The organism is Microbacterium proteolyticum (assembly GCF_030818075.1).
GTDB classification, from domain to species: domain Bacteria; phylum Actinomycetota; class Actinomycetes; order Actinomycetales; family Microbacteriaceae; genus Microbacterium; species Microbacterium proteolyticum_A.
This window is the reverse complement of record NZ_JAUSZZ010000001.1, coordinates 3,016,586-3,035,657: the sequence shown is the minus strand read 5'-3', so window position 1 is coordinate 3,035,657 and position 19,072 is coordinate 3,016,586. Positions and strand designations below refer to the sequence as shown.

At 66.2% G+C, this 19,072-nt stretch carries 10 protein-coding genes, 3 rRNA genes and 1 pseudogene; 12 read left to right on the top strand and 2 right to left on the bottom strand.

Annotation, left to right across the window (positions count from 1 at the left end; translation table 11 throughout):
- Positions 1-298: 298 nt before the first annotated feature.
- The 6 genes from rpsA (at position 299) to QE392_RS14065 (ending at position 8,825) form a co-directional block, all read left to right on the top strand.
- Positions 299-1,753, top strand: coding sequence for a 30S ribosomal protein S1 (gene rpsA / locus QE392_RS14090; protein ID WP_307452811.1), 1,455 nt, complete (start codon positions 299-301; stop codon positions 1,751-1,753).
- 102 nt (positions 1,754-1,855) lie between these two features.
- Entirely contained in the window at positions 1,856-2,029 is a 174-nt protein-coding gene (locus QE392_RS14085) for a hypothetical protein (protein ID WP_307452809.1), read from the top strand.
- Positions 2,030-2,604: 575 nt separating this feature from the next.
- Positions 2,605-4,126 (top strand): 16S ribosomal RNA (locus tag QE392_RS14080).
- Positions 4,127-4,552: 426 nt separating this feature from the next.
- Positions 4,553-7,667, top strand: a 23S ribosomal RNA gene (locus tag QE392_RS14075).
- A gap of 100 nt (positions 7,668-7,767) precedes the next feature.
- Positions 7,768-7,884, top strand: a 5S ribosomal RNA gene (gene rrf / locus QE392_RS14070).
- The 16S, 23S and 5S rRNA genes sit together here, the layout of an rRNA operon.
- A 341-nt stretch (positions 7,885-8,225) precedes the next feature.
- Entirely contained in the window at positions 8,226-8,825 is a 600-nt protein-coding gene (locus QE392_RS14065; RefSeq protein ID WP_307452806.1) for a gamma carbonic anhydrase family protein, read from the top strand.
- Positions 8,826-8,925: 100 nt separating this feature from the next.
- On the opposite strand, the pseudogene QE392_RS14060 reads toward QE392_RS14065, so the two are convergent.
- Positions 8,926-11,599, bottom strand: a pseudogene (locus QE392_RS14060) (phosphoenolpyruvate carboxylase).
- A 462-nt stretch (positions 11,600-12,061) separates the two neighbouring features.
- Here QE392_RS14060 and QE392_RS14055 point away from each other — a divergent pair.
- Positions 12,062-12,676, top strand: a complete 615-nt coding sequence (locus tag QE392_RS14055) for a MazG nucleotide pyrophosphohydrolase domain-containing protein (RefSeq protein WP_307454154.1) — start codon at positions 12,062-12,064, stop codon at positions 12,674-12,676.
- A gap of 297 nt (positions 12,677-12,973) precedes the next feature.
- Positions 12,974-14,221 (top strand): histidine--tRNA ligase, encoded by a 1,248-nt coding sequence (gene hisS / locus QE392_RS14050; protein WP_307454153.1) that lies wholly within the window; start codon positions 12,974-12,976, stop codon positions 14,219-14,221.
- A gap of 27 nt (positions 14,222-14,248) precedes the next feature.
- Here the strand turns inward: hisS and QE392_RS14045 are convergent, their stop codons facing one another.
- Entirely contained in the window at positions 14,249-15,106 is an 858-nt protein-coding gene (locus tag QE392_RS14045) for a helix-turn-helix transcriptional regulator (RefSeq protein ID WP_307452804.1), read from the bottom strand.
- Positions 15,107-15,232: 126 nt separating this feature from the next.
- Here QE392_RS14045 and QE392_RS14040 point away from each other — a divergent pair, with 126 nt between their 5' ends.
- From QE392_RS14040 to QE392_RS14025, 4 genes are all read left to right on the top strand, one after another.
- Entirely contained in the window at positions 15,233-16,675 is a 1,443-nt protein-coding gene (locus QE392_RS14040; RefSeq protein WP_307452802.1) for an MFS transporter, read from the top strand.
- A 320-nt stretch (positions 16,676-16,995) separates the two neighbouring features.
- Positions 16,996-17,901, top strand: coding sequence for an SGNH/GDSL hydrolase family protein (locus QE392_RS14035; RefSeq protein ID WP_307452800.1), 906 nt, complete (start codon positions 16,996-16,998; stop codon positions 17,899-17,901).
- The gene (locus QE392_RS14030; protein WP_307452798.1) at positions 17,820-18,143 is read left to right on the top strand and encodes a hypothetical protein; all 324 of its coding nucleotides are present in this window, start codon (positions 17,820-17,822) and stop codon (positions 18,141-18,143) included. Before QE392_RS14035 ends, QE392_RS14030 begins: the two co-directional genes overlap by 82 nt.
- A 14-nt stretch (positions 18,144-18,157) precedes the next feature.
- The gene (locus QE392_RS14025; RefSeq protein ID WP_307452796.1) at positions 18,158-19,024 is read left to right on the top strand and encodes a cytochrome c oxidase assembly protein; all 867 of its coding nucleotides are present in this window, start codon (positions 18,158-18,160) and stop codon (positions 19,022-19,024) included.
- Positions 19,025-19,072: the final 48 nt, after the last annotated feature.

Here is a 19,072-nt window from a genome sequence, read left to right as displayed (position 1 = left end):
CGCAAAAGCGCCGGTCCCGGGCGAATCGGCGGGGTGACGTGGTGAACGTGCGACATCGTATGACGTGCATTTCGCATCGGGCCGAGCGTGAATGGCTCGGTGGGTTAGACTGAGATGTCACACGTGGGCCTGCTCGATTCCGAGCGGTTCCGTGACATTGCACGATCAATCCGCTTCGCTTCGACTCGTGGCATCCGTTCGCCCTCCGGCGGGCGGCGGCGCGATGGCCCCGGTCCGCCGGACCGAGGGGCGCAGGAGTCGGAGCCCGACACCACACCCAACTAGGACAACCCACTACATGACTACCGCAACGACCGCTCCCGCTATCAAGCAGGTCGCGATCAACGACATCGGCTCGGCCGAGGACTTCCTCGCCGCTGTCGAGAAGACCCTGAAGTTCTTCAACGACGGCGACCTCATCGAGGGCACCGTCGTGAAGATCGACCGCGACGAGGTGCTCCTCGACGTCGGTTACAAGACCGAGGGTGTCATCCCCTCGCGCGAGCTTTCGATCAAGCACGACGTCGACCCCAACGAGGTCGTCAACGTCGGCGATCACGTCGAGGCCCTCGTTCTCCAGAAGGAGGACAAGGAAGGTCGCCTCATCCTGTCCAAGAAGCGCGCTCAGTACGAGCGTGCGTGGGGCGATGTCGAGAAGATCAAGGAGAACGACGGTGTCGTCACCGGCTCCGTGATCGAGGTCGTCAAGGGTGGTCTCATCGTCGACATCGGCCTCCGCGGCTTCCTCCCCGCTTCGCTCATCGAGCTGCGTCGTGTCCGCGACCTGACGCCGTACCTCGGTCAGGAGATCGAGGCCAAGATCCTCGAGCTCGACAAGAACCGCAACAACGTCGTGCTCTCGCGCCGTGCCCTGCTCGAGCAGACGCAGTCCGAGTCGCGCACCACGTTCCTCAACAACCTGCACAAGGGCCAGGTCCGCAAGGGCACCGTGTCGTCGATCGTCAACTTCGGTGCGTTCGTCGACCTGGGCGGCGTGGACGGTCTCGTGCACGTCTCCGAGCTTTCCTGGAAGCACATCGAGCACGCCTCCGAGGTCGTCGAGGTGGGCCAGGAGGTCACCGTCGAGATCCTCGAGGTCGACCTCGACCGCGAGCGCGTGTCGCTCTCGCTCAAGGCGACGCAGGAAGACCCGTGGCAGGTGTTCGCCCGGACCCACGCGATCGGCCAGATCGCTCCGGGCAAGGTCACCAAGCTCGTCCCGTTCGGTGCGTTCGTCCGCGTTGCAGACGGCATCGAGGGCCTCGTGCACATCTCCGAGCTGTCGGGCAAGCACGTCGAGCTCGCCGAGCAGGTCGTGTCGGTCGGCGAAGAGGTCTTCGTCAAGATCATCGACATCGACCTCGAGCGTCGCCGCATCTCGCTGTCGCTCAAGCAGGCCAACGAGTCGGTCGACCCCAACGGCACCGAGTTCGACCCGGCGCTGTACGGTATGGCGACCGAGTACGACGAGCGCGGCGAGTACAAGTACCCCGAGGGCTTCGACCCCGAGTCGGGTGCATGGCTCGAGGGCTTCGACGCTCAGCGCGAGCAGTGGGAGCAGGAGTACGCCGCTGCCCAGGGTCGCTGGGAGGCTCACAAGACCGCCGTCGCCAAGGCCCTCGAGGCCGAGGCGGCCAACCCGACGGACGCCGGTTCGTTCGGGGGATCGTTCTCGTCGGAGTCGCCCGCCCAGGGCACCCTCGCCGACGACGAGTCGCTGGCTGCGCTTCGCGAGAAGCTCTCCGGACGCTGATCCGTCTCGCACCGAAGGCCGGTTCCTCCTCGGAGGAGCCGGCCTTCGGTCGTTCTTCGCAAGCCCTGGCGTGCGACCGAGCCCGCGGGGGAGGATCGGGTCATGGCAAACCGACTTCCGCTCCTGATCACCCTCGCCGGCGTCGCCGTGCTCTTCCTGTCGATCGCGTTCGTCTTCGCGCTGGTCCTCGGTGCGATGTTCTTCGGCGGGATCGAATTCACCGGTGGACACACGGATGCCGAGGCCCTGACCTCGGCGCTCCGACTTACGGCCTGAGCCCGGGCCCAGGCCCACGACGCCGAACGGATCCGTCGTCCGGCCTCCGCCATCCCTCCGCGAGTTTCCGCGGGTGGGGGGAGCGCGACACGCCCGGGAGGGCGGGGATTCGCCACGTCAGTGGATCCCACGTAGTGTTCTATCTGTTCGCCCCACAGGGGAGAGCGAAGCGGCCGAAAGGCCCCGCCTCGTCTCAAGCGGTGAACCGCCCACAGCCCCACCGTATGGTGTAAGGTTGTGGTTCTGGTCTTCGACCGGTCCGCACGACGCTGATCTTTTTGATAGGTCCCACGGTGCGAACCACAAGGTTCGAATGATCGAATAGAAGTGAACTGCCTCACGGGTAGGTCGAGAGATCGTTTCTGTGGGTGCGTCCGTTCCTTGAGAACTCAACAGCGTGCACTTGTCAAATGCCAATTTATTCCTCGTCGGTCTTCGGATTGCGAGAAATTCCTTTGGATCAAAGACCAATCCTTTCGGGGGTTGGCGATGGATACGTCAGTAATGATGTTTCTCTTTGGTCAGTTTCGAACTCGCTGCGGTCGCCGTTTTCCCGGTGGTTGTGGTTTTTTTCTTTTACGGAGAGTTTGATCCTGGCTCAGGATGAACGCTGGCGGCGTGCTTAACACATGCAAGTCGAACGGTGAAGCCAAGCTTGCTTGGTGGATCAGTGGCGAACGGGTGAGTAACACGTGAGCAACCTGCCCTGGACTCTGGGATAAGCGCTGGAAACGGTGTCTAATACTGGATATGAGGCGTGATCGCATGGTCATGTTTGGAAAGATTTTTCGGTCTGGGATGGGCTCGCGGCCTATCAGCTTGTTGGTGAGGTAATGGCTCACCAAGGCGTCGACGGGTAGCCGGCCTGAGAGGGTGACCGGCCACACTGGGACTGAGACACGGCCCAGACTCCTACGGGAGGCAGCAGTGGGGAATATTGCACAATGGGCGGAAGCCTGATGCAGCAACGCCGCGTGAGGGATGACGGCCTTCGGGTTGTAAACCTCTTTTAGCAGGGAAGAAGCGTGAGTGACGGTACCTGCAGAAAAAGCGCCGGCTAACTACGTGCCAGCAGCCGCGGTAATACGTAGGGCGCAAGCGTTATCCGGAATTATTGGGCGTAAAGAGCTCGTAGGCGGTTTGTCGCGTCTGCTGTGAAATCCCGAGGCTCAACCTCGGGTCTGCAGTGGGTACGGGCAGACTAGAGTGCGGTAGGGGAGATTGGAATTCCTGGTGTAGCGGTGGAATGCGCAGATATCAGGAGGAACACCGATGGCGAAGGCAGATCTCTGGGCCGTAACTGACGCTGAGGAGCGAAAGGGTGGGGAGCAAACAGGCTTAGATACCCTGGTAGTCCACCCCGTAAACGTTGGGAACTAGTTGTGGGGACCATTCCACGGTTTCCGTGACGCAGCTAACGCATTAAGTTCCCCGCCTGGGGAGTACGGCCGCAAGGCTAAAACTCAAAGGAATTGACGGGGACCCGCACAAGCGGCGGAGCATGCGGATTAATTCGATGCAACGCGAAGAACCTTACCAAGGCTTGACATACACCAGAACACCGTAGAAATACGGGACTCTTTGGACACTGGTGAACAGGTGGTGCATGGTTGTCGTCAGCTCGTGTCGTGAGATGTTGGGTTAAGTCCCGCAACGAGCGCAACCCTCGTTCTATGTTGCCAGCACGTAATGGTGGGAACTCATGGGATACTGCCGGGGTCAACTCGGAGGAAGGTGGGGATGACGTCAAATCATCATGCCCCTTATGTCTTGGGCTTCACGCATGCTACAATGGCCGGTACAAAGGGCTGCAATACCGTGAGGTGGAGCGAATCCCAAAAAGCCGGTCCCAGTTCGGATTGAGGTCTGCAACTCGACCTCATGAAGTCGGAGTCGCTAGTAATCGCAGATCAGCAACGCTGCGGTGAATACGTTCCCGGGTCTTGTACACACCGCCCGTCAAGTCATGAAAGTCGGTAACACCTGAAGCCGGTGGCCCAACCCTTGTGGAGGGAGCCGTCGAAGGTGGGATCGGTAATTAGGACTAAGTCGTAACAAGGTAGCCGTACCGGAAGGTGCGGCTGGATCACCTCCTTTCTAAGGAGCATCTGGCACTCGGGGTTCTTCGGGATCGTGGGTGTCCAGGCGCCAGGTCAGCACCGAATGTGTGCTGCTGGTTAGCTCATGGGTGGAACATTTGACGAGGCCTTTTTGGTGGGGGTTTCTGCTTAGTACATCACTTCGGTGGTCGGAACGGTGGGGGCTCACGCTGGTGGGGCGTGCACGCTGTTGGGTCCTGAGGGGCCGGGCGCTGATCGCGCTAGTCGGAAGGCTGGGGTGGTTGGTGTTTGTTCCTCTTGGGCCTGTTCTGGTGCCGGTGTTCCGGTGGCTGGGGTGGGTTCCGCCCGTACTTTGAGAACTACACAGTGGACGCGAGCATCTTCCATGCAACTCTTTGGGGTTGTGTGGTGAAGATGATCTTAAAGATCATTAGTCAATTTTTTGACGATTCAACTCATGTGATTTCAAGTCTTTAAGAGCAAACGGTGGATGCCTTGGCATCTGGAGCCGAAGAAGGACGTAGCAATCTGCGATAAGCCTCGGGGAACTGATAAGCGAGTTTTGATCCGAGGGTGTCCGAATGGGGAAACCCCGCCAGGGCGCGTGCGTACCTGGTGACTCCCGCCTGAATATATAGGGCGGGTAGAGGGAACGTGGGGAAGTGAAACATCTCAGTACCCACAGGAAGAGAAAGCAACAGCGATTCCGTGAGTAGTGGCGAGCGAAACCGGATCAGGCTAAACCTCATGCGTGTGATACCCGGCAGGGGTTGCGTGTGGGGGGTTGTGGGACTTTTCGGATTGTTCTGCCGGACAGTCGACGTGACAAGAGGGTATAGACGAACGGTTTTGAATGGCCGGTCATAGAGGGTGCGAACCCCGTAGTCGAAATGCTTGTTCTTGGCGTGAAGAGTATCCCAAGTAGCACGGGGCCCGAGAAATCCCGTGTGAATCTGTCAGGACCACCTGATAAGCCTAAATACTCCCAGATGACCGATAGCGGACAAGTACCGTGAGGGAAAGGTGAAAAGTACCCCGGGAGGGGAGTGAAATAGTACCTGAAACCGTTTGCTTACAAACCGTTGGAGCCTCCTTTGTAGGGGTGACAGCGTGCCTTTTGAAGAATGAGCCTGCGAGTTAGCGATACGTGGCGAGGTTAACCCGTGTGGGGTAGCCGTAGCGAAAGCGAGTCTGAATAGGGCGATTTCAGTCGCGTGTCCTAGACCCGAAGCGAAGTGATCTATCCATGGCCAGGTTGAAGCGACGGTAAGACGTCGTGGAGGACCGAACCCACTTAGGTTGAAAACTGAGGGGATGAGCTGTGGATAGGGGTGAAAGGCCAATCAAACTTCGTGATAGCTGGTTCTCTCCGAAATGCATTTAGGTGCAGCGTTGCGTGTTTCTTGCCGGAGGTAGAGCTACTGGATGGCCGATGGGCCCTACAAGGTTACTGACGTCAGCCAAACTCCGAATGCCGGTAAGTGAGAGCGCAGCAGTGAGACTGTGGGGGATAAGCTTCATAGTCGAGAGGGAAACAACCCAGACCACCAACTAAGGTCCCTAAGCGCGTGCTAAGTGGGAAAGGATGTGGAGTTGCTTTGACAACCAGGAGGTTGGCTTAGAAGCAGCCACCCTTGAAAGAGTGCGTAATAGCTCACTGGTCAAGTGATTCCGCGCCGACAATGTAACGGGGCTCAAGCACGCCACCGAAGTTGTGGCATTGACATTTTTGGTAGGCCTTCGTGGTCCAGCCGTGTTGATGGGTAGGAGAGCGTCGTGTGGCGAGTGAAGCGGCGGGGTGACCCAGCCGTGGACGCTACACGAGTGAGAATGCAGGCATGAGTAGCGAAAGACGTGTGAGAAACACGTCCTCCGAAAGACCAAGGGTTCCAGGGTCAAGCTAATCTTCCCTGGGTAAGTCGGGACCTAAGGCGAGGCCGACAGGCGTAGTCGATGGACAACGGGTTGATATTCCCGTACCGGCGAAGAACCGCCCCAGTCAATCCAGTGGTGCTAAGAGTCCTAGCTCGGAATGTTCCGGATCCCTTCGGGGTGATGGTCGTCCGTGTGAACGCTCGACCCCATGCTGGTGCGGCTAGCGTATTAACAGGTGTGACGCAGGAAGGTAGCCCAAGCCAGGCGATGGTTGTCCTGGTGCAAGTGCGTAGGCCGACTCTTAGGCAAATCCGGGAGTCATGCAGGCTGAGACACGATGCGGATAAAAAGTGGGTGATCCTATGCTGCCGAGAAAAGCATCGACGCGAGGTTCTAGCTGCCCGTACCCCAAACCGACTCAGGTGGTCAGGTAGAGAATACCAAGGAGATCGAGAGAATCGTGGTTAAGGAACTCGGCAAAATGCCCCCGTAACTTCGGGAGAAGGGGGGCCATCCACTTATTAGGACTTAGCTCCGAAAGGGTGTGGTGGCCGCAGAGACTAGTGGGTAGCGACTGTTTACTAAAAACACAGGTCCGTGCCAAGTCGCAAGACGATGTATACGGACTGACGCCTGCCCGGTGCTGGAAGGTTAAGAGGACCGGTTAGCCGCAAGGCGAAGCTGAGAATTTAAGCCCCAGTAAACGGCGGTGGTAACTATAACCATCCTAAGGTAGCGAAATTCCTTGTCGGGTAAGTTCCGACCTGCACGAATGGCGTAACGACTTCCCAACTGTCTCAACCGCGAACTCGGCGAAATTGCATTACGAGTAAAGATGCTCGTTACGCGCAGCAGGACGGAAAGACCCCGTGACCTTTACTACAGCTTGGTATTGGTGTTCGGTGTGGCTTGTGTAGGATAGGTGGGAGACGGTGAAGCATTCACGCCAGTGAGTGTGGAGTCATTGTTGAAATACCACTCTGGTCACTCTGGATATCTAACTTCGGACCGTGATCCGGTTCAGGGACAGTGCCTGGTGGGTAGTTTAACTGGGGCGGTTGCCTCCCAAAATGTAACGGAGGCGCCCAAAGGTTCCCTCAACCTGGTTGGCAATCAGGTGGCGAGTGTAAGTGCACAAGGGAGCTTGACTGTGAGACTGACAGGTCGAGCAGGGACGAAAGTCGGGACTAGTGATCCGGCAGTGGCTTGTGGAAGCGCTGTCGCTCAACGGATAAAAGGTACCTCGGGGATAACAGGCTGATCTTGCCCAAGAGTCCATATCGACGGCATGGTTTGGCACCTCGATGTCGGCTCGTCGCATCCTGGGGCTGGAGTAGGTCCCAAGGGTTGGGCTGTTCGCCCATTAAAGCGGTACGCGAGCTGGGTTTAGAACGTCGTGAGACAGTTCGGTCCCTATCCGCTGCGCGCGTAGGAAGTTTGAGAGGATCTGACCCTAGTACGAGAGGACCGGGTTGGACGAACCTCTGGTGTGTCAGTTGTTCCGCCAGGAGCACCGCTGATTAGCTACGTTCGGGATGGATAACCGCTGAAAGCATCTAAGCGGGAAGCCGGCCTCAAGATGAGACTTCCATACCCCTTGTGGGTGAGAGGCTCCCAGCCAGACTACTGGGTTGATAGGCCGGATGTGGAAGCGCAGTAATGCGTGAAGCTGACCGGTACTAATAAGCCGATGACTTGATAACACACCGTTTTTGGTGCTTGCGTCCACTGAGTGGTTCTCGATGTACGGTCGAGAACACAACAATGAATATCGTTGTTGGTTTACGAACACATCAATAGTGTTTCGGCGGCCATAGCGAGAGGGAAACGCCCGGTCACATTCCGAACCCGGAAGCTAAGCCTCTCAGCGCCGATGGTACTGCAGGGGGGACCCTGTGGGAGAGTAGGACACCGCCGGACTTCCTTTACCGAAATGGCCACCCAACGCTGGGTGGCCATTTCGCATTTACAGGCACTTTTCCCGGGGCGCACGCCACACCCGAGCGCACGCGACATCGGGACGCGCCCCCAGCTGGGCACTCCCTCGGCCCGCCGAGCGCCGTCCGCGCGCACCCCGGCTGAGCGCCCCGGAATGACCAGCGCCGTCGCCCACGCCCTCACCTGGGCGCCCCGGAATGACCAGCGCCGTCGCCCATGCCCTCACCTGGGCGCGCCGACGCCTCGTCGTACCGATACGACCCGCGGTCGCCAGGGTGCGGGAGCCGGCGCTACGCTGACCGGACCGACGGGAAGGATGCACGATGCAGTTCAGCCACCTCGGGGCGGAGCCCCGCGTCCACCCGGACGCCGTGATCGCGCCGACGGCCGTCATCAGCGGCGACGTGACGATCGGCCCGGGCTGCCAGGTCTTGCACGGGGCCGTCCTGACCGCGGAAGGCAGCCGCATCGTCCTCGGCGAGAACACGATCGTCATGGAGAACGCCCTCGTGCGCGCGAGTTCGACGCATGCGGTGCACGTCGGCGCCCATGTCCTGATCGGGCCCATGGCGAGCGTGGCGGGCGCCGATATCGGCGACGAGGTCTTCCTCGCCACGGGGACGAGGATCTTCAACGGTGCGGAGATCGGCGACCGGAGCGAAGTCCGCATCAACGCCGTCGTTCATCTGCGCACGGTTCTTCCGGCCGACACTGTTGTGCCGATCGCCTGGGTCGCCGTGGGTGACCCGCTGCAGATCCTGCCCCCCGACCGTCATGAAGAGATCTGGGCGGCGCAGAAGGAGCTCGACTTCCCCGGCTACGTCTTCGGCCTCGATCGGGAGACTCCCGATCTCATGGTCCAGCTCACCGAGCGCTATGGTCGGAGCCTCGCGCGCCACGCCGACGACCGCCCGGTCGACTGACGACGAGGCGGGCGTTCGGGGGAGCGGAATACGGCGCCCTCAACGCGTCGCGCCGGCCCCCTGTACGGAGAGCCGGCGCGACGGAACGGTGAGATCCGACTCAGCCGGTGTTCTGCAGACCCGCTGCCACACCGCTGACCGACAGCAGCAGGAGGCGCTGGTGCTCGGCATCCGGGGTCTCCGCCTCGGTCGACGTATCCCGCAGGGCGCGCAGCGCCCGCAGCTGCAGCAGGGAGAGCGCATCGACGTAGGGGCTGCGCATCTTCACGGCGCGCTGCAGCACGGGCTTGTTTCCCAGCAGGTCTCCGCCGGTGATCCGCTCCACCCAGGAGCGGGTGAGCAGCATCTCGTCCATGACCAGCCCCGCGAGGTCGTCGCGGTCGCCGAGTGCGAGGTAGCGGCGGGCGATCCGCTCGTCGGCCTTCGCCAGGCTCATGGCGACGTTGTCGATCATGGTGCGGAACAGCGGCCACTGCTCGTACGCATCGCGGAGCCGCTGCTCGTCACCGACGGCCTCGAGGGCCGTGCCGAGACCGAACCACCCGGCGAGGTTGATGCGCGCCTGGGTCCACGAGAAGACCCAGGGGATCGCGCGGAGGTCTTCGAGCGACTCGACCGACAGGCCGCGGCGCGCGGGGCGGGAGCCCAGGGCGAGGTGGCCGAGCTCTTCCATCGGGGTCACGGTCGCGAACCACGGCGCGAAGCCGGGGGCCTTCACCAACGCGAAGAACCGTTCGCGCGAGGCGGCGTCCATCGTGCGGGCGACATCGGCGAAGGCCTCGGCGGCACCCGCGATTGCGTCGCTCGATCGAGGGGGAGGACGCCGTGAGCACGGCGGCCGCGACCTGATCGATGTGACGCATGGCGATGTCGGGGTCGCCGTACCGCGCGAAGATCACCTCGCCCTGCTCGGTGAGCTTGAATCGGCCGTCCACGGAGTGCGGCGGCTGTGCGAGGACCGCCGAGTTGGCGGGTCCACCGCCGCGGCCGAGCGCTCCGCCACGGCCGTGGAACAGCGTGAGCTCGATGCCCTCCGTCTCGGCCCACGTCGAGATCTTCGCCTGTGCCTCGTAGAGCGCGAGGGTGGCGGCGACGGGACCGACGTCCTTCGACGAGTCCGAGTACCCGAGCATGACCTCGAGGCGCCGGCCGGTGGCATCCAGTCGGCTGACGAACGAGGGGTGCGACACGATCTCGGCGAGGATGCCGGGGGCGGCCTGCAGATCGGCGAACGTCTCGAACAGCGGGATGACGTCGAGCACCGGCAGAGCCTCGCCCGGGCCCATGGCATAGCCGGCGAGCTCGTGCACGTTGGCGAGGTCCTGAGCGGACTGCGTGAACGACACGATGTAACGGCCGGCGGCCCGGGGGCCGAATCGCTGCTGCACGGAGGCGACCGAGCGGAACACCTCGAGCACCTCTTCGGTCAGCTCGCTGCGCTCCCCACCGGCGCGCAGTTCGTCGAGCACCTTTCGGTGCACGGCCGAGTGCTGGCGGACCTCGAGTTCGGTGAGGTGGAAACCGTAGGTCTCAACCTGCCACACGAGCCGCTGCAGAGAACCGTACGCCTGGCGCGCCGCGCCGGCAGCGACGAGGGAGTCCTGCACGGTGCGGAGGTCGGCGAGGAGGTGCTCCGGGTCGCGATAGGCCAGGTCGGCGTTGCGCGTGCGGGTGGCGGCGATCTTGCGCGCCAGCAGGAGCAGGATTCGACGGTGCGGTTCCTCGGGCGAACGCGCGGCGATCTCCGTCGCGGCGTCTTCGTCCGCGGCGCGCAGGCGGTTCCACAGCGCGACCAGAGCGTCGCTGGGCGGGGTCGTTTCGGCATCCAGCGTCAGTCCACGCCCGACGCGCTGAGCCGTGCGCTCCAGACCCAGCAGCACGTGCTCGCTGGCGATCGCCGCCGCCTTGCGGGTGACGGATGCCGTGACGAAGGGGTTCCCGTCGCGGTCGCCGCCCACCCACGAGCCCACGCGAACGAAAGGCTTCACGATGGGCGCGCGGGAGCCTGCGTGTTCGCCCTGGAGGATGTCGTCGATTCGGCGGTACACGCGCGGGACAGCGGTGTAGAGCGTCTCGTCGAAGACCGCCATGACGGAGCGCACCTCGTCGACGGGTGACGGCTTCTCGCGGCGCAACGGCGCGGTGCGCCACAGGGTGTCGATCTCTTCGAGCATGCGACGCTCGGTGCGGCGCGTCTCGGTGGCGTTCTCGCCGGCGGCATCCCGTTCGCCGAGGAGCTCGGACAGACGGCGGATGCTCGTGGAGATCGCGCGCCGACGGGCCTCGGTGGGGTGAGCGGTGAACACCGGGTGGAAGCGGAGTGCCTGCAGACGGTCCAACGCCGTCTCTTCGCCGACCTCGCTCGACAGCCGCTCGAACGCCGTGGCGATGGTGTCGGGGATGCCGCTTCGCGTCGGGCGGTCGCCGCGCTCGCGCAGGACGCGCACACGCTGGTGCTCCTCGACCAGGTTGACGAGGTGGAAGTACGCCGTGAAGGCGCGCGCCACCTCGTCGGCGCGCTCGATCGAGAAGCTGTCGGCGATGGCCGCTGCCTTCTCGAACGCCTCGGGCGTCTCGTCGGTGTAGGCCTGGATCGTCGCCGCGCGTAGCCGCTCGACGTCGTCGTACAGTCCGGGTGAGCCGCTCTCTTGAAGAACTCGGCCCAGCAGCGACCCGAGCAGGCGCACGTCGGCACGCATCTGTTCGGGGAGCTCCTGGCCGGCTTCGAAGCGGCCCACGAGGTCGATGGCCTCGGTCGGGGTCAGTTCACGCACACGGCCAAGATTATCGGCGTCGCATTGCGCGCAGATCACGCGTGACGTGTGTTGCTCTGCGCCGGTACCGTTCGCGGGACTTTCTCCGGCGCGCGGGCAAGCTGCCGCGAAATCGGGCTGGCCCGACTCCCGGCGGGCGGAAAAGTCCTGCGTCGTGTCGGCGGAGGGCGTCGGACGCGGGTTGCGGAAGGGTTCCGGCTTCGGCCGCTGGGTCGCGACGCGACGGCGGGTGCTCCGTCATCCGGTCGCTGCGTCGCGACACCGCGCAGGTGTTCTGCCGGACGGACGGGGTGTCAGCGGCCCGCGCCGGTCATCACGCGCGGGATCTTCGTCGTCGCGTCCGGCTGGAGGGCATGGCCAGGCATACTCGGCACAGCGGCGCGGACCGCGGCCCGCCCGGGCCGACCGCCCGCGAGAGGAGACGCCGTGAGCGAGGACGCGCTGCGAGAGGCCGCCGAGACGATGCGGGCCGTGCGGGAGCGCTGCGTGTGGACGCAGCGCATCGACCATCGCGACCTCGTGCCCTACCTCGTCGAAGAGAGCGCCGAGGTCATCGACGCCGTCGAGGCGGGCACTCGTGCCGACCTCAAGGAGGAGCTCGGCGACCTGCTGTGGCAGGTGCTGTTCCACGCCGAGATCGCGGCGGGCGACCCCGACGACCCCTTCGACATCGACGACGTCGCTCGCGGCCTGACCGAGAAGATGGTGCGGCGGCACCCGCATGTGTTCGCGGGGGAGACGGCATCCACGCCCGAGGAGGTGCTCGTGCACTGGAACGCCGCGAAGACCGCCGAGAAGCGCGAGCGCACGAGCGTGCTCGACGGCGTCAGTGAGCACATGCCCTCGCTCGCCCTGGCGCAGAAGCTGCTCGGCAAGGCCGCGCAGGTGCGGGTCGACGCGCCCGGGCACCGCCTCGCTGACCCCGAGAGCGAAGCCGAACTCGGGGACGCGTTGCTGGCGCTCGTGCAGCTCGGTCGTTCTCGCGGGTGGGACGCCGACCGCGCCCTCCGCGAGCGCCTCCGCACTCTGCGCGCCGAGGTGCACGCCGCCGAGGCGAGCGGAGGCGACGCGGGCTGAGGCCGCGACGTGGCGGGGCCGAGATCACACGATCGGCCCGAGGTCACACGACCCTGTGCGTCCACGGCGTGTGATCTCGCGCGGAACGTGTGATCTCGCCCCCGGCCCGGCCCGGCCCCGGCCCGGCCCCGGCCCGGCCCCGGCCCGGGCTCGGGCGCGGCACCCGGCCCGGTCCCGGCTCCTCGGTCCCGGCCCCGGCCCCGGCCCCGGCTCCCCGCCCCCGGCCGTCCTGCGCGCGAAGCGCCGCCGCGAGGCTGGAACAATGGATCCGTGGCATCCGTGAACCCGCCGCGCGGCATGCGCGACTTCCTCCCCGCCGACAAGGCCCGTCGCGAGCGCGTACTCGCCGTCATCCGCGAGCGCTACCGCGCGCACGGCTTCGACGAGATCGAGACCCCCGTCATGGAGGACTACGACCGCCTCCACGCGGGCCTGGGCGGCGATAACGAGAAGCTCTCGTTCAGCATCCTCAAGCGGGGGATGGATGCCGAGGCCATCCGCGCCGCGGCCGACGACCAGGCGGCGCTCGCCGACCTGGGGCTGCGCTACGACCTCACGGTTCCGCTGGCCAGGTTCTACGCCACCCACCGCGCGAGCCTGCCGACGGTGTTCCGCGCCATCCAGATCGCCCCGGTCTGGCGCGCCGAGCGTCCGCAGAAGGGCCGCTATCGCCAGTTCGTGCAGTGCGACATCGACATCATCGGAGACGCCTCGGCGCGGGCCGAGGCGGAGCTCATGACGGCGAGTCTCGACGTGCTCGACGCCCTGGGGCTCGAGGGCGGCTCGATCCGTGTGAACGACCGCCGCGTGCTGGACGCGATGCTCGACGTCTTCGGCTTCGCACCCGACGAGCGCCCGGGCGTGCTCATCACGATCGACAAGCTCGACAAGGTCGGGGCCTCGGGTGTCGTCGCAGAGCTCCGCGAGCGCGGGGTGAACGCGGGGGCCGTCGACGCGCTGGCGGCGTACCTCGACCGGCCCGCGACCATGCCGAGCTTCGACGACGCCGGCATCCGCGCGGCGCTGCCCTCCGGCATCCCCGACGAGGTCATCGGGCACCTGGTCGCCCTCGGCGAGACCGTCGCTGCAGCCCGCGGCGTCGACGCGCCGCTGGTCTTCGACCCCTTCCTCGTGCGGGGCATGGGGTACTACACAGGCACGATCTTCGAGCTGGCCCACCCGAGCGTCGACTACTCGCTCGGCGGCGGGGGACGGTACGACGGCATGATCGGACGCTTCCTCGGCCAGCAGGTGCCCGCGGTGGGGTTCTCCATCGGCTTCGAGCGCATCGTCGACCTGCTGCCCGACAGCGCCGCCGAGGGCGAGCGCTCCGTGGTGCTCGTCCACGACCGCGACGTGCCCCTGGCGCACCTCCTGGCGCTGAAGAGCGGCCTCGTCGCCGACGGCGCACGCGTGCGCGTCGAGCAGCGGGCGAAGAACATGAAGGCGCTGCTGGAACGCTCGGCGGCCGACGGGTACGGCGAGTTCGCGACGGTGGGTGTCGATACCACCGCCGAGTCGTTGCAGTTCAGACCGCTGTCGTGACCCGACCGACGGGCCGCGCGCGCAGGGTCACGCGACCGCGCTGATCAGCGCCTCAGTGGGACGCTCGGCGGCCAGCCGCTCGAGACGGGCGCCCGTCTCGGCATCGCGCGGAGCGAACCACACCACGCGCGATCCGAGGCCGTCGTCGATCCACAGGCTCGACATCTCGAGGTCGAGTTCGCCCACGCCGGCATGAACGAGATGCTTCGCCGCGTTGCGCTCGCCGCCGACATCGCCGAGACGCCAGAGCTCGGCGAAGCGGGGCGAGCGGGTTTCGAGGTCGGCGATGAAGCGCTGCCATGACGGCTCCTCGTGGTGCCGTCCATAGGCCGCGCGAAGGCGTGCCGCGATGCGGCGTTGGGCGTGGTCGAGGTCGACGTGCGAGCGCTGCCAGGCGGTGTCGGTGAACAGCAGCACCGCGCAGTTGCGGTCGTCGACGGGCACCGCGTCGAGGTCGTCGAAGAGGTAGCGGTACGAGCGGTTGTACGCGCGGATGTCGAACCGCGCGGTCTGCACCGCCGCCGGGTAGGGGAGCAGTTTCTCGAGCAGGTCAAGATGCGCCGTGCTGACGCACAGGCGCGGCTCGCGATCGGGGACGGGCAGGTCGGCGAGGGCGAACAGGTGGTCGCGCTCGTCGTCACTGAGGCGCAGCGCGCGCGAGATCGCCGTGACGACCTGAGCGGATGCCGCGATCGGGCGCCCCTGCTCGAGCCAGGTGTACCAGGTGAGCCCGACACCGGCGAGCTGTGCCACCTCTTCGCGCCGGAGGCCCGCCACCCGGCGGCGCGAACCGTCGGGGAGGCCGACATCGGCGGGGCGCAGGCGCGCGCGACGGCTGCGGAGGAACCCCGCGAACTCGGCGCGGGCATCGTCGGATCGACTCATGGCATCCCTTCTTCCCGGCGATCCTAAGACGCACCACCGACACCGGCCCGGTGGGAGGGGAGTGCTGCCACTACCAGGATGAGCGCACTCCTGGTACCAGGATGCCGGGCTCTTCAGGCTGGCACCATGACCACCTCCGCACACCCCTCGACCGGCGCAGCTCCGGCGCCGATCCACTCCGACGCTGTCGACGTGCCGACCTGGCGGTACCTCGGGTTCCTCCTCGGCCCGGGGGTCGGCACGTTCGCCTTCAACGCGGTCACGGTCATCCTGCCGACGCTGCGAGAACGCTTCGGCGCGGGCGACATCGCCCTCGAACTCGTCATCGCCGGGTACGGCATCCCCTTCGCGGTCCTGCTCATCCTGGGAGGGCGCCTCGGCGACCGCTTCGGCCGCCACCGCCTGTACACGCTCGGCATGGGGCTGTTCCTCGTGTCCGCGATCGCGTGCGCTCTCGCCCCCTCGATCGAGACGCTGATCGCCGCCCGCGTCGTGCAGGGCATCGGCGCGGCGCTGTGCACCCCGCAGGTGCTCGGCACCATCCAGGCGACCTCCCGCGGCGAAGCACGCACCCGCGCGATCGCCGCGTTCGGCGCGAGCGGCGGTATCGGCGCGGCGGTCGGGCAGGTAGCCGGCGGAGCGCTCGCATCGCTGTCCATCGGACCCGTCGACGGGTGGCGGGCCGTGTTCGTCGTCGTGGCGTTGACGGCGGTCGCCGCGATCGTATTCGCGCCCCTCGCCCCGCGCTCCCGGGCCCACGAGGTGGTCGCGATCGACCTGGTCGGCACGGCGGCGCTGGGGATCGGCATCCTCGCCGCCTCCGTCGCCCTGACCTTCGGGCCGGCGTGGAACTGGTCGTGGCCCGTCGCGGTCGTCCTGGTGATCGCCGCGATCGCCCTGGTCGGCATGTGGCGGCACCAGGATGCCATCGAGCGCTCCGGCCGCGTTCCCCTCCTGCCCCCGAGCGTGCTGCGTCTGCGACCGCTGCAGCTCGGCCTGCTCGCGGCGGGGCTGTTCTTCGCCGGCTACTCGGCGCTGCTGTACGTCTTCCCCCGGGCGGTCGAGGCGGGCGGCCTCACCTCACTGCAGGCGGGCTTGGCGTTGCTGCCTTTCGCGGTGGTGTTCGCCGCGATGTCGCTCCTGGTGGGGCGCATCCAGAGCAGATGGGGCGACACGACTCTCGTCATCGGCGTCGCGGTGCAGATCGTCGCCCTCGTCGCCATGGCGGTCACCCTCTCAGTCGCCTGGGGAAGCGAGATCGGTCTGTGGCTCCAGCCCGCGCTGGTGGTGCTCGGGGCCGGTCAGGCGCTCATCTTCTCGCCCCTGACGCAGTTGGTGGTGCGCGAGGTCCCGGTCGAGGCCGCGGGCCTTTCAGGCGGCATGTTCAGCACCGCGCAGCAGCTCGCCCTGTCGTTCGGGGTGATCGTCATCGGCGGAGTGGTGACCCTCACCGGCGCCGCGGGCCGCGACGAGCTCATCGCCGGACTGCTCCTCGACACCGCGCTCGCCGCGGCGGTGCTGGCGCTGGCGCTCGTGCTGCGGGCGCGGAGTGCGCGGACGGCGCACTGAGCGGGACGCTGGGGGCGCTCGGCTCGTGCGGGCAGCGGGCGACCCGGGTCGCGGCCTCGGGACGCGGCTCCGGCAGCCGTCCGGGAGGTGGGCCGTCGCGCGGACCCCGCTCCGGAGCAGACCCTCGGGCCTTTCCGGCATCCGGACACAGGATGCCGGGAGCCCGTCGTCGCCGGGTTCCGGCCCTGCGCATGAATCCGCGGCGTGAACTTCGTCGCCGGGCTTCGGCATCGGGGGACACAGGATGCCGGGAGCCCGTCGTCGCCGGCGGGTCACGGTGCGTCCACCCGGTGTTCATCGTCCGCGGGTGTCATCGATGCATGCGTCGTCGTCCGGTGACTCTCGCCGCCGCTTCCGCGGTCGCCCTGATCGGTGTGGGAGCGGTGGGTCTTCGCACCGTCATCTCACGGCAGGCGGCGATCGCCCGACGCCGGATCGGCAAACCTCTGGGGGAGCAAGCGCTCGATGCTGACCGCGTGTGGCGGCGGAAGAAGCACCCGGGACGCCCCGCGGAGCTCCTGCTCTTGGGCGATTCGATCGCCGCAGGGCTCGGCGCGGGCCGCCGTCGCGACACGCTGGGGGCGCGGCTGGCGAAGGGCATCGCCCGCGAGTGCGGGCGTCCGGTGCGTCTGCGCACCGCGGCCGTGGTCGGCTCCGAGACGGCGGCTCTTCCCGTGCAGCTCGGCTCGCTCCCCGATGGCTACCGCGCCGACATCGCCGTCATCGTCGTCGGCGGCAACGACGTGACGCACCGGGTCCCGGCAGCGCGCGCCGCGTGTCAGCTCGGCGAGATCGTGCGGACGCTGCGCTCCGACGGCATCCCCGTCGTCGTGGGCACGTGCCCCGACCTCGGCACGCTCCGGGCCATCCCGCAGCCGCTGCGAGCGCTCGCCGCCCGGTCGTCACGGCAGCTCGCGGCGGCGCAGGCCGCGGCGGTGTCGCGGGCGGGCGGGCATGTCGTCGCCCTCGCGCGCGCGGTGGGACCGGTGTTCGCCGAGCGTCCCGAGGAGATGTTCAGCGTGGACCGCTTCCATCCCAGCGCGCTGGGCTACCGGCGCACCGCCGAGGCGCTGCTTCCGGCCGTGCGGGCGGCGCTCGCCGAGGAGTCCGTCGCGGCAGGATTTGCGGATGTCAGACTCGACGCATGTCCGACCGCCCCGAGATCGTCTGCGTCTGCGGTTCCACGCGATTCGTCGAGGAGATCCGCCGAACCGTCTTCGAGCTGAGCCTGGGCGGCGCGATCGTCGTCGCCCCGGCGGAGGCGGACGGAACGGTGACCGCGGAGCACAAGTCGCTGCTCGATCAGCTGCACCGGCGGAAGATCGACCTGTCCGACCGCGTCGTCATCGTCGATCCCGGCGGGTATGTCGGAGAGTCAGTGGCGCGGGAGATCGCCTACGCCCGGAGCGTCGGAAAGCCCGTCTCGTTCACGGAGCCCGCGAGCACGGGCGCCTCGGCTGACGCATAGCTCCGCGGCCTAGCGTGCCACCCACGCCTCCCATCGATGTCTTCCTGAGCACCTGGCGCGCCGATCCGGTCACGATCGGGGCGCTCCTCGTGGCATCCGTCGTCTACCTGGGGGCCGTCGCGCGGATGCGCCGTCGCGGGGAGTCGTGGCCGGTCCGGCGCACGGTCGGCTTCTTCGCGCTCGGGCTCCTGCCCTACGCCGTCATCGAGCTGGGCTTCCTCGGCGTGTTCTCGGCGGAGCTGCGGTGGGCGTTCTCGACACGCATCGCGCTGCTCATCTTCGTCATCCCCGCGGGCGTCGCGGCGGGCCGCCCGCTCGACCTCCTCCCCGCGGGAGTGCGCGAACGACTGCTGGCATCGCGGCTGACGCGCATCTTCGGCAACGCCATGGTGGCAACCGTCGTCATCGCGGCGGTGTTCTGCCTGTTCCTCACGCCCCTGGCCGGCATCCTGCGCGTGAGCCCCGTGGTCGAGGCGTCGCTCGGGATCGTCGTGCCGCTCATGGGGCTCGCGATGGTGCTGCCGATGACGGCTCTCGGCGCCGTCCACACCGGCACCTTCATCGCGATCGAGTTCCTGCTGGCCTTCGTGGAACTGCTCATCGACTCGGTCCCGGGCCTGTTGATGCGCCTGAACGACTCCGTGCTCGATCTCGTTCCGGATGCCGCGCAGGCGTTGTCGTGGTGGCCCTCGACAGTGCACGACCAGCACCTCGCGGGCGACATGATCTGGTTCATCGCCGAGTTCGCCGACGTGCCCATCCTCGTCATCCTGATGATCCGGTGGATGCGCAGCGACCGCGTCGAGGCGAAGGCGTTCGACGACCTCTCCGACGAGCTGTACGAGGAGATGACGCGCGCGCACCTGCACGGCGAACGGTGATCGCGGCGCCGCCAGGGCGTTGACCCGAGCCCCACGCCCTCGACAAGC

Bases quoted from the DNA above. Each gene is read 5' to 3' on its own strand.
- rpsA (WP_307452811.1), top strand. From the start codon at position 299: ATGACTACCGCAACGACCGCTCCCGCTATCAAGCAGGTCGCGATCAAC.
- QE392_RS14085 (WP_307452809.1), top strand. From the start codon at position 1,856: ATGGCAAACCGACTTCCGCTCCTGATCACCCTCGCCGGCGTCGCCGTG.
- QE392_RS14065 (WP_307452806.1), top strand. From the start codon at position 8,226: ATGCAGTTCAGCCACCTCGGGGCGGAGCCCCGCGTCCACCCGGACGCC.
- QE392_RS14055 (WP_307454154.1), top strand. From the start codon at position 12,062: ATGCGGGCCGTGCGGGAGCGCTGCGTGTGGACGCAGCGCATCGACCAT.
- hisS (WP_307454153.1), top strand. From the start codon at position 12,974: ATGCGCGACTTCCTCCCCGCCGACAAGGCCCGTCGCGAGCGCGTACTC.
- QE392_RS14045 (WP_307452804.1), bottom strand. From the start codon at position 15,106: ATGAGTCGATCCGACGATGCCCGCGCCGAGTTCGCGGGGTTCCTCCGC.
- QE392_RS14040 (WP_307452802.1), top strand. From the start codon at position 15,233: ATGACCACCTCCGCACACCCCTCGACCGGCGCAGCTCCGGCGCCGATC.
- QE392_RS14035 (WP_307452800.1), top strand. From the start codon at position 16,996: ATGCGTCGTCGTCCGGTGACTCTCGCCGCCGCTTCCGCGGTCGCCCTG.
- QE392_RS14030 (WP_307452798.1), top strand. From the start codon at position 17,820: ATGTCCGACCGCCCCGAGATCGTCTGCGTCTGCGGTTCCACGCGATTC.